The organism is Pseudaminobacter sp. Soil_N_29 (genome assembly GCF_057656055.1).
The window spans coordinates 48,821-60,470 of the sequence record NZ_JBDGLC010000012.1; the positions used below are offsets into that span (position 1 = coordinate 48,821).

The following is an 11,650-nucleotide window of genomic DNA, read 5'->3' on the forward strand; positions in this document are numbered from 1 at the left end:
ATGAGCAACTGGACGCTCTCCTTCGAACCGCTGCTCGGCTGGCAGTTGCTGGCCCTCATATTGGTGCCGCTCGCCATCCTCACCCTGGCCGGCCTGTTTTTCCGCCGGCGCGGCTCGCTCCTGCGGCTGGCGGCACTGGCGGCACTTGCCGCCGTCCTCTTCAACCCGGTGCTTCTGGACGAGGACCGCGAGCCGCTGCAAAGCGTCGTGGCCCTGGTGGTCGACCGCAGCCCCAGCCAGGACATCGGCAACCGCGCCGCCCAGACCGACCAGGCCCTGACGGCGCTCAAGGAACGGCTCGCCCGCTTCAAGCAGTTCGAGGTCCGCGTGGTCGAGGCCGGCAAGGCCGACGCCGCCGACGAGCGCACCGAAACCCGTCTGTTCTCCGCACTCGACGGCGCCTTCCGCGATGTGCCGCCCTCGCGCATCGGCGGCGCCATCATGATCACCGACGGCCAGGTGCATGACGTGCCGCCCGGCGCGCCGGGCATCCATGCGCCGCTTCACGCGCTGATCACCGGCGAGGAAGGCGAGAAGGACCGCCGCATCCGCTTCGAGAAGTCGCCGCGCTTCGGCATCGTCGGCAAGCCGCTCGACATGAGCTATCGCGTCATCGCCACGGGCGGCGAGACCGGCGATGTGAACGTGCGCGTTTCTATCAACGGCCAGCAGGTCTCCGTCGAGCGCGCGACCATCGGCCGGGAAATGCCGCTGCGCATCACCGTGCCGGCTGCGGGCCGCAACATTGTCGAGGTCGCCGTCGACCGCGAGGAAGGCGAGATCACCGACATCAACAACCGCGCCGTGGCGCTGGTCGACGGCATCCGCGAGAACCTGCGCGTGCTGCTGGTCTCCGGCGAGCCGCATGCCGGCGAGCGCACCTGGCGCAACCTGCTCAAGTCCGACGCCTCGGTCGACCTCGTGCACTTCACCATCCTGCGTCCGCCCGAAAAGCAGGATGGCACGCCGATCAACGAACTCTCGCTCATCGCCTTCCCGACGCGCGAGTTGTTCGTGGACAAGATCAACGAGTTCGACCTCATTATCTTCGACCGCTACCAGCACCGCGACGTGCTGCCGATCCTCTATTACGACTACATCGCCGAATATGTCGAAAAGGGCGGCGCGCTGCTCATCGCCGCCGGGCCCGAATATGCCGGCCAGCAGTCCATCGCGCGCACGCCGCTACTGCCTGCGCTGCCGGCCACGCCCACCGGCGAGGTGGTGGAGAAGGGGTTTTATCCGCGCCTCACCGATCTCGGCAAACGCCATCCGGTCACGCGGGGCCTGGAAGGCTCGACAGCCGAGCCGCCGCATTGGAGCCGCTGGTTCCGCATCATCGGCATCAACCAGCCCGATGGCGAGGTCGTCATGAAGGGCCCCGACGACCGGCCGCTGCTTGTGCTCGACCGCAAGGGCGAAGGCCGCGTCGGCATGTTCCTGTCCGATCAGGGCTGGCTGTGGGCGCGCGGCTATGAAGGCGGCGGCCCGCATGTCTCGCTCTATCGCCGCATCGCCCACTGGCTGATGAAGGAGCCCGAGCTCGAGGAGGAACGCCTTACCGCCAGCGGCCGCGGCATGACGCTGGACGTGCGCCGCCAGACCATGAAGGACAACGCCGGCAGCGCACAGGTCATCACCCCCTCCGGCAAGGCCATGACCGTGCCGCTGACGCAATCCGAGCCCGGCATCTTCTCCGGCAGCGTGGTGGCCAAGGAAATCGGCCTCTACCAGGTCGGCAATGGCGACCTGACGGCGCTCGCTCATATCGGCCCGATCAACGCGCCCGAATTCGGCGACATGGTTTCCACCGAGGCGGTACTGAAGCCCTATGCGGAAAAGACCGGTGGCAGCGCGCGCCGGCTTGCCGAGGGGGCGGGCATCGCAGTGCCCAGCATCGTTCCGGTGCGCGGCAATGCCGAAGCCGCGGGCCGCGACTGGATCGGCCTGAAGACTACCGACGACAGCGTGCTCAAATCGGTGAGCCGCGTGCCGCTGTTCGCCGGCTTCTTCGGCCTCGGCCTTCTGCTCGCCGCCCTGGGCGCCATGTGGTACCGCGAGGGGCGGTAGCGGTTTCCCCCAACAAGCGCTTTTTCGGGTCGGGGCTGACCGCTATTGCTTCGGCCGGCATCGAAGCCCGCAGCTTCAGCCAGCCTCAAAACGCAATGCTCAGCCCCGCGCGCGCCACGGCGATGAAGGCCTGGTCGCTGCCATAGCCTGCCTCGACGGTGCCGTTGATCTGCATGCTGGAGGCGTTGACGAAGGTGAAGTCTGCGCCGGCAAAGCCGCGGATCGCACCCCTGTCTCCGCCCGGGGTAAAGACGATGTCCTGCCCCAGAAGCGTGGCGGACACGTTGCCGCGGCTTTGTGCGATGCCGTCCACGCCGGCCCTCAGCCTGGTGGCCAGGACGCCGCTCTCGGTGGCCCATGGCGTCAGCGGCAGGGCGACCTGGCCGCGCGCCTCGAAGACATGCACGTTGCGCGAATCCACCGTCAAAGCATCCTCGGCGCCTCTCTCCTCATAGCCATCCAGAAACAGGCCGGCATAGCGCAGCCGCAGGCTGGGAACCACGACCGTGCCGCCAACCTCCATGCGCGTTCCGACCGCCACCGAAGGGCTGACATAGACGCCGTCGAACCTGGCGTGCGCAGTCTCGATGCCGCCCTGCACCGTGTTGTTGGCAATGCGGCGGTCGCTGCTCTGGCGCATGGAGCCTACGGAAAGCGAAAGATCGGCGAAGTTCAGGATCGACGCATAGCCCAGGTAGCCGCCGCCGAAGAAGCTGCTGTGGTCGATGTCGTGGATCGAGCCGTCCACGCGGGCCGAGCCGCCGGCCGCGCCGATAAACCCGCCGCCGCGCCAATGGTCGGAAACCTCTCCCTCGAGGCCGAACATCACGCCGCCGAGCGAGTTGCGGAAGCCCGCCTCGTCGTCCGAGCCATCCTGCGAGCGATAGCCTCCCAGGGCTGTCGCCCAGAACACCGGCCCCATCTTCTCAGGCAAGGCGTCGGCGTCAAACGGCAGGTCGCCGGTCACGCCGAAGACGCCGCGGAACCCTTCCCCCCGCGCCACGGCGAGCCTGTCTTCCACCGCGCCGGCAATATCGCCCGTCAGATCTGCCACCACCGCGTGAGCGCTGCTGAAGCCTGCCGTATCCAGCACCGCCACCTTGTCGCCGCTGACCACGAAGGGCCGGTCACCGGCCATCACCACGTTGGGGACAATGCCGGAAAAGGTCATCATCGCATTCAGCCCGGAGCCGAATGTAACGGTGTTGTCGACGCCGCCGAAGATGATGTCGCCCTGGATAGCCGTGCCGGCCAGCAGGTTGAGCCTGGCGTTGTCGCCGCCGAACAAGATGGCTCCATCGCCGTCGTTGATGATCTTGCCGGAATTCGTGACGATGGCGTTGTTCCCGTCAGTGCCGACCCCAATGGAGCCGAGGCCGCTGACGATGATCGAACCGCTGTTGTGGATGACCGCGTAGTCGCCGAGGCCGACACCCGGGCCTGCGCCAATACCGACGCCGATTCCTACTGTTACCGATCCCGAAGCCCTGATCGTGCCGGTGTTCGATATACTTGCATCGTCGCCACCGACAACAATCCCCCCGGAAGCCTCCCCGCTGCTGTCAATCGCCCCCCGATTGAAAATGGTGAAACGGTCGCCATTTGCCGCAACGCCATGGCTGGCCTCGCCGCTGGTGCGGATGGAACCGTCGTTCAAAACGGTAACATCCGAGGTGGATATCGACAAAACCGCATCCCCGACAGCGATGCCCGTGGTCCCGTAGCCCGTTGTCTCGATTTGCCCCTTGTTTCCGACCGTGCTGCGATCCCCGCCCACCGCGATGCCGGTTGAACCCTTGTTCAGGATCCGGATAAGTCCATCGTTGGCGACGCTGGAGTCCTCACCACGCAGAAATATGCCGACCCCTTTTTCGCCAGAGATCGCGACATTGCCCGACCCGGAATTGCGCACCTGCGCACGGGGGCCGTCCACCAGGATGCCAAAACTCGTGGCCTCGATCCCTCCATTGTTGAGGATCACCGCATCGGCGGCGCCCAGGTCGTGGCCGAGTATCCCGAATGCGTTTACCCCGGTCGAACGGATGAGGCCGTTGTTGACGATGGTGGCACCATCGCCGATGAAGTAGGCGCCGGCCGCCTCCTCTCCAGAGGTTTCGATTGTGCCATCATTGGTCAGCCGCTGGTGGTCATCCCGCATCGCAACGCCATCTATTTGGAAACCAGACGTTTCGATCTTGCCGCCCGCCTTCACCGTTCCGGTGTCGCCGGCGTCGCCCATCACCTGGTGCCCTTCCGTCTGTCCGGGCTGGATCGTGAAGCTCTGGGAAAATGCCGGCCAGGAGACCAACGCGGTCGCTGCGAAGAGGGAAATTGCAAGCGAGCGCTGCATGCCTACAGGAATCAATGCCATGTCACCTCGCGAATATATGCGCGCCGCATTGCTGTCGGGAAATCGACTTTGACCCTATCGACGTTTCTTTTTCAAGCTTTGCTTTCGCCTCATGTGGAAACCACAAGATAGAAACGCGCCGGAAGAGATGTAAATCTTCCGGCGCGTTTCATTTATGCAACGTTCGTTGTTGGCTTTACTATCGCCGCAACACGGCCGACAGCACGTCACGGATGCCGATCGCGCCGACAAAGCGCGACTGTTCGTCGAACAGTGCCACGGGCGAGGTCTGCGAGCGGTGCATGGCCAGCATCACCGTCTTCAGCGTGGTGCCCGGCCGCGCCCAGAACACGCGCGGCGCGTCCGGCGGCAGCGTTTCCACCTCATCGCAGGAAACCCAGATCGCCGGCTGCCCGTTGCGTTCGGCCGCAGTCACCAGCCCATCCTTGTCGATCTTGAAGCGCGTGGTCTGGCGGCGATCCAGCCACAGCCAGCCATCTCCGCCGGCGTGCTCCAGGTCGCGACGGTCGCGCATCACGTTCCAGGCCGTCAGCACCGACAGCGGGTTCACGTTGGAGATGAAGTCGCGGACATAGTCGCTGGCTGGGCGCAGCACGATGTCCTCCGGCGCGCCGGTCTGCACGATGCGCCCGCCCTCCATGATGGAGATGTGGGTGCCGATCTTCAGCGCCTCTTCCAGGTCGTGGCTGACGAAGATGATCGTCTTCTTCAGCTTGTCCTGCAGCTGCAGCAGTTCGTCCTGCAGCTTGGTGCGGATCAGCGGGTCGAGCGCCGAGAACGGCTCGTCCATCAGCAGGATCGGCGCTTCCGTGGCGAAGGCCCGCGCCAGGCCCACGCGCTGCTGCATGCCGCCGGAAAGCTCATGCGCGTATTTCTTCGACCACTGGTCGAGGCCAACCAGCGCCAGCTGCTTCCTCACGCGCTCCTTACGCTCGGCCTCGGGCACGCCCGAAAGCTCCAGGCCGAAGCCGACATTCTCCTCCACCGTGCGCCACGGCAAGAGGCCGAACTGCTGGAACACCATGGCCACGCGCGTCTGCCGAATGTGGCGCAGCGTGGCGGCATCGCAGCTTGCCACATCCACCATCCGGCCGCCGTCCTTGACCATCACGCTGCCGCGTGCGGGCACGTTCAGCAGGTTGACCGCACGCAGCAGAGTGGACTTGCCGGAGCCCGAAAGCCCCATCAGCACCGAGATCTCGCCTTCGTTGACGGTCAGGTTGCAGCCGGCGCAGCCCAGCACCGCGCCGGTCTTTTCGAGGATCTCGGCGCGGCTCGCGCCCTTGTCGATCAGTTCCAGCGCCTCCTTCTGGGCAGTGCCGAAGACGATGTCGACATTCTTGAAATCGACGGCCGCGCTCATTTTGCGCCTCCCGTGCCAATGCGGCTCATGCGGTCGAGAATGATAGCGAGGATGACGATGGCCAAGCCCGCCTCGAGCCCGAGCGGGATGTTGACCGAGTTCAGCGCGCGCACCACCGGCTTGCCCAGGCCATTGGCGCCGATCAGCGCGGCAATCACCACCATCGACAGCGAAAGCATGATGCACTGGGTGAGCCCAGCCATGATCGTCGGCAGCGCGGCGGGCAACTCCACCTTCCACAGCAATTGCCGCCTGGTGGCGCCGAATGCCTCGCCGGCCTCGATCATGGGCTTCGGAACCGAAGTGATGCCGAGATAGGTGAGCCGGATCGGCGCTGGCGCGGCGAAAATGACGGTGACGATCAGGCCCGGCGCGATGCCGAGGCCGAAAAGGATCAGTACCGGAATGAGATAGACGAAGGTGGGCATGGTCTGCATCAGGTCGAGCACCGGCTGCAGCACGCGGTAGCCCCGCTCGCTGTGGGCGGCCCAGATGCCTATCGGCACGCCGATGGCCATGGAGGCTGCTGCGGCGGCCACCACGAGCACCAGCGTCTCGATGGTTTCCTTCCACAGCCCCTGGTTGACGATGAACAGCAGCCCGATCGCGACGCCCAGCACCAGCTTCCAGGAGCGCTGCAGATACCAGGCGATCAGCGCAATCAGCGCGATCAGCGCTATCGGCGGAAGCCACAGCAGCGCGTCGACCAGGCCTTCCAGCGCAAGTGCAAGACCGGAAGCGACCGAATTGAAAAACCACTCGAAGTTCGTGGTCAGGAAATCGAAGAATTGCTTGCCCCAGCGCCCGATCGGAACCTTGACGCCCGAGATAAATGCCGAAACCGGATCCACCCTATCTCCTCTCTTTCATTGCCTCCCCCGTTTGCGGGGGTGGCGCCGCTCCCACCCATGGAGCAAACGGCGGGGCAGCCATTGCCGCCCCGCCGTCAAGATTCCGCGTTGGCGCTCAGAGACCGAGGGCCGACTTGACCGCAGCCGTCGCGTCGCCGCCGTCGAAGGTCGTCACGCCCTCGAGCCAAGGCGTCATTGCCTCGGGATTGGCCTTCAGCCAAGCAGTCGCGGCTGCCTTCGGCTCGGCGCTGTCATTGAGGATCGCGCCCATGATCTCGTTCTCCATCTTCAGCGAGAAAACGAGGTTGGTCAGGAACTTGCCGATGTTCGGGCACTCGGTGGCATAGCCGGCGCGAACGTTGGTGGCGACCGTCGCGCCGCCGAAATCCGGCCCGAACACGTCATCGCCGCCGGTCAGGTACTTCATGTCGACCATGGAGTTCATCGGGTGCGGTTCCCAGCCCAGGAAAACCACATCCTTCTTGGCGCCCGCCGCCTTGGTCACCGCCGAGAGCATGCCGGCCTCCGAGCTCTCCACCAGCTCGAAGCCCTTGAGGCCGAAGGTGTCGGCTTCGATCATGTCCAGGATGAGGCGGTTGCCGTCGTTGCCGGCCTCGATGCCGTAGATCTTGTTGTCCAGCTTGTCCTTGAACTTGGCGATGTCGGCGAAGTCCTTGAGGCCGGCATCATAGGTGTAGGACGGAACCGCAAGCGTGTACTTCGCGCCCTGCAGGTTCACCACCAGCGTCTCGACCGACTTGTCTTCCTGATAGGGCTTGATGTCGGCTTCCATGGTCGGCATCCAGTTGCCCAGGAACACGTCGATGTTCTTGGCCTTGAGCGAAGCATAGGTTACCGGCACCGACAGCACCTGCACGTCGGGCGCATAACCCAGCGCCTCGAGAATGACCGACGCGGTAGCAGTCGTGGAGGTGATGTCGGTCCAGCCGACATCGGAGAAACGCACTTTCTTGCAGCTTTCGGATTCGGCTGCGAGTGCGCTGCCCGAAAAAAGAACCGCCGCCATACCGAATGACATGGCGAATGATTTCATACGCGACATATTGCGTGTCTCCCATTGAAAATTTGCTGGCAGAGCGAATGGTGTGCGGCGTCAAGCCGTTCGTGTTTTAGCCAAACATCATTTTTGAATGGTTTCAAGCGCCGCGGGTGGGCAAGGCGCGGCGCGGAGTTTGCTGGAGACGACAAATTCTCCCTTCACAAGCGACACGCCGTCCCCCCTGCACCCGCACATATTGCCCGCCGTAGGTTGTGATGAGCGTCAAAACAAAATATCTGGAAGACGGCGATATGATCGTGCCGGTCGCTGCGCCGATAGGCCGCGGTTTTCGCGCCGGTCCATTGAGAGGAACATCGGAAATCAGATGCTTGACGACAGTTCCAACATCTTCATCCGGGCGCTCAGATCAATCGGCCGCGTTGTCGCCTGGCCGTTCAGGCGGGTTTGGGGCTGGTACTACCGGCAGAACTGGATTCTTCAGGCCGTCGCCGCCCTCTGCGTGGCCGGCATTGCGGGCCTCTATGGCTATTTCATCTGGCAGACGCAGGCCTGGACCAACTTCAATCCCGACTACGCCGACGCCTACCAGTTCGAAAAGCGCAGCACCACTGCGGGCGAGCAGCTGGCCGAGAACGACGGCAGCGCAACCAAGACCTGCGCCCGCTCGGCCATAGCCGACGTCACCGCCGACCTCACCGACTTCAACGTCAACCAGAATGCCTGGATCTCGTCGATGCTTCTCTACAAGCTCGGCTTCTTCGGCCTGTCCTGGGACGACACCCCTTTTCTCGACAACAAGGCCTCGTTCCAGCGCGGCATCAATCAGGCGGTGCGGCGCACCACCACCGAACTCGCCGACAATCTCGGCCGCGTGCGCGGCACAAGCCAGGTCGATACCGACCTTCAGTCGGCGCGCGGCAATATGCAGTTTGACGAATACACCTGGTATTTCGGGCTACGGCCCTTCGGCCCCAAGACGCCGACGCCCAGCTACTACCGCTCGGCCATCAAGAGCCTGCGCGCCTTCAACACCCGGCTGGAAAAATGCGGCGCCGTCTTCGACGCGCGCGCCGATAACCTGATCCAGTTCATCGACCGCATCGCCAACGACATCGGCAGCACCTCGGCCATACTGAAAGACCGTGCCGAAAACCACAGCAATGGCTGGCTCGACCCGCGCGCCGACGACCGCTTCTGGTTCGCCTATGGCCAGCTCTACGGCTATTACGGCCTGCTCAAGGCCGCGCATGCCGATTTCGAGGACGTGCTGCGCACGCGCAATCTCGACAGCCTCTGGAACACGATGGAGCAGCAGACGCGCTCGGCGCTCAACATCCAGCCCTTCATCATCTCCAATGGCGCTGAAGCCGGCTGGATCATGCCGTCGCATTTGATCACGATGGGCTTCTACATCCTGCGCGTGCGCTCCAACCTGGTGGAAATCAGCAACGTCCTGTCGCGCTGACCCGACGCCAAACAGCGTTATCGGGGCGCTTGGGGACGACTGCTTCCCCGTCTGTCGCAATCCGCGTATTGCACGGCTGTTTTGAGACGGCGAAAACGAGCCCCGTCGGGATTCTATGCCCGGCGAAAGACGCCGGATCGCGCGTCGCCAAAACTGGAAATGCAACGGAAGGGATCTTCTGCCTATGTCCGAATTCAAGACAGACATCGAAATAGCACGCGCGGCCACGAAGCGTCCGATCCAGGAGGTCGGCGCCAAGATCGGCATCGCGCCGGAGCACCTGCTGCCCTACGGCCATGACAAGGCCAAGGTGTCGGCCGACTTCATCCAGTCGGTCAAGGGCAACAAGGACGGCAAGCTGATCCTAGTCACCGCCATCAACCCGACCCCGGCCGGCGAGGGCAAGACCACCACCACGGTGGGCCTCGGCGACGGTTTGAACCGCATCGGCAAGAAGGCCATCACCTGCATCCGCGAGGCCTCGCTCGGGCCCAACTTCGGCGTCAAGGGCGGCGCGGCCGGCGGCGGCTATGCCCAGGTGGTGCCGATGGAGGACATGAACCTCCACTTCACCGGCGACTTCCACGCCATCACCACCGCCCACAATCTGCTGTCGGCCCTGATCGACAACCACATCTACTGGGGCAACGAGCAGCAGATCGACATCCGCCGCGTCGCCTGGCGCCGTGTCATGGACATGAACGACCGCGCGCTGCGCGACATCGTCTGCTCGCTCGGCGGCGTGGCCAACGGCTTCCCGCGCGAGGCCGGCTTCGACATCACCGTCGCCTCCGAGGTGATGGCGATCCTGTGCCTGGCCACCGACCTGAATGACCTCGAAAAGCGCCTCGGCGACATCATCATCGCCTACCGCCGCGACAAGAGCCCGGTCTTTGCCCGCGACATCAAGGCCGACGGCGCCATGACCGTGCTCCTCAAGGACGCCATGCAGCCCAACCTGGTGCAGACGCTGGAGAACAACCCGGCCTTCGTGCATGGCGGCCCGTTCGCCAACATCGCCCATGGCTGCAACTCGGTGATGGCCACCACCACCGCGCTGAAGCTCGCCGACTACGTCGTCACCGAGGCCGGCTTCGGCGCCGATCTCGGCGCGGAGAAGTTCTTCGACATCAAGTGCCGCAAGGCCGGCCTGAAGCCGGCGGCCGCGGTCATCGTCGCCACCGTGCGCGCGCTGAAGATGAACGGCGGCGTCAAGAAGGAAGACCTCGGCGCGGAAAACGTCGAGGCGGTGAAGAAGGGCTGCGCCAACCTTGGCCGCCACATCGAGAACGTGAAGCAGTTCGGCGTGCCGGCGGTGGTGGCGATCAACCACTTCCACGCCGACACCGAGGCCGAGATCCAGGCGGTGAAGGAGTTCGTCGCCGCCATGGGCGAGGAGGCGATCCTGTGCCGGCACTGGGCCCAGGGCTCGGCCGGCATCGAGGAGCTGGCGCACAAGGTGGTGCAGCTGGCCGAGTCCGGCGCGGCGCAGTTCGCGCCGCTCTACGCCGACGAGATGAGCCTGTTCGACAAGATCAACACCGTCGTCCAGCGCATCTACCGCGGCGCCGAGGCGATCGCCGACAAGTCGGTCCGCGACCAGTTGCACGCCTGGGAGCAACAGGGCTACGGCCACCTGCCGGTGTGCATGGCCAAGACGCAGTACTCGTTCTCGACCGACCCCAACCTGCGCGGCGCGCCGACCGGCCACACCGTGCCGGTGCGCGAGGTGCGGCTGTCGGCGGGTGCCGGCTTCGTCGTCGTCATCTGCGGCGAGATCATGACCATGCCGGGCCTGCCCAAGGTGCCGTCGTCGGAAAAGATCTTCCTCAACGAGCACGGCCAGATCGAGGGCCTGTTCTAAGCCCGGACGGGGCCGGCCGTCAGCGCCGGCCCACCACATGCCACGACGCCGCGCGGCCACCCCGCGCGGCGTTTCTGTTTGACCGAGGCGCTCCAGACGACGCCAAAACCGCGCAAAAGCGGCGGAATGCCTGCGAATTGCCGGATGCCGGGCCAAGTAACGCCATATTTACCAATAAATGTGCGGCCGCTTGGGTACGGGGGACTTACCGGATCATCCAACGCGCATTCACCGCTCGCCGGCAGGGATTCTGGCGAGGACGGACCGCGTGTGCGTTCGATCTTCCGGGCAGATCATGCGTGGAGTAAGTCCTTGAAAGTTTTCAAACTCGCAGATGCCCCCCTTGACGTGGACCCGCTCGAATACGAGTTGCTGCGCAGCGTCACGAACCCGGTCGGCCAGGCGGCCGCCGGCGCGGCGAGCACCGAGCCCCTTTCCGCGGCGGCTTCCCGGCCGCTGCCTTCGCCAGCCAACCAGAGCACGCCGCCCGCTGCACCGCAGCCATCGCCTCGCCCGGCCGGACCTCTGGCAAGCGCCGTGCCGCCGAGCCAGCCTCTTGCGGCTCCGTCGCGGGCTCCGCTAGCGAGCGAGCCGGCGCCGGCCACGGCGACTTTCCAGCCGATCCTGCGTCCGGCGGCCCCGGCC

Annotated in this window: 7 protein-coding genes and 1 pseudogene; 4 read left to right on the plus strand and 4 right to left on the minus strand. The window is 64.8% G+C overall.

The genetic code is table 11. From position 1 onward, the window contains the following. Entirely contained in the window at positions 1-2,070 is a 2,070-nt protein-coding gene (locus tag AC3A4H_RS22325; RefSeq protein ID WP_487768673.1) for a hypothetical protein, read from the plus strand. Positions 2,071-2,155: 85 nt separating this feature from the next. Here the strand turns inward: AC3A4H_RS22325 and AC3A4H_RS22330 are convergent, their stop codons facing one another. The 4 genes from AC3A4H_RS22330 to AC3A4H_RS22345 all read right to left on the minus strand — a co-directional run bounded on the left by AC3A4H_RS22330 (position 2,156) and on the right by AC3A4H_RS22345 (position 7,718). Next, on the minus strand, positions 2,156-4,441 hold the full coding sequence (locus AC3A4H_RS22330) for an autotransporter family protein (protein WP_487768674.1): 2,286 nt from the start codon (positions 4,439-4,441) through the stop codon (positions 2,156-2,158). Positions 4,442-4,619: 178 nt separating this feature from the next. Continuing rightward, on the minus strand, positions 4,620-5,804 hold the full coding sequence (gene choV / locus AC3A4H_RS22335) for a choline ABC transporter ATP-binding protein (RefSeq protein WP_487768675.1): 1,185 nt from the start codon (positions 5,802-5,804) through the stop codon (positions 4,620-4,622). Beyond that, positions 5,801-6,655, minus strand: a complete 855-nt coding sequence (gene choW / locus AC3A4H_RS22340) for a choline ABC transporter permease subunit (protein ID WP_487768676.1) — start codon at positions 6,653-6,655, stop codon at positions 5,801-5,803. The genes choV and choW overlap by 4 nt, the downstream gene beginning before the upstream one ends. Before the next feature lie 115 nt (positions 6,656-6,770). Further along, entirely contained in the window at positions 6,771-7,718 is a 948-nt protein-coding gene (locus tag AC3A4H_RS22345; RefSeq protein ID WP_487768677.1) for a choline ABC transporter substrate-binding protein, read from the minus strand. Positions 7,719-8,040: 322 nt separating this feature from the next. On the opposite strand from AC3A4H_RS22345, the gene AC3A4H_RS22350 reads away from it, so the two are divergent. The 3 genes and pseudogenes from AC3A4H_RS22350 to AC3A4H_RS22360 form a co-directional block, all read left to right on the plus strand. Next, entirely contained in the window at positions 8,041-9,141 is a 1,101-nt protein-coding gene (locus tag AC3A4H_RS22350) for a DUF2333 family protein (protein WP_487768678.1), read from the plus strand. A 184-nt stretch (positions 9,142-9,325) separates the two neighbouring features. Then, on the plus strand, positions 9,326-11,005 hold the full coding sequence (locus AC3A4H_RS22355; protein WP_487768679.1) for a formate--tetrahydrofolate ligase: 1,680 nt from the start codon (positions 9,326-9,328) through the stop codon (positions 11,003-11,005). Between the two features lie 312 nt (positions 11,006-11,317). Further along, positions 11,318-11,650, plus strand: a pseudogene (locus tag AC3A4H_RS22360) (hypothetical protein); the annotation flags it as partial.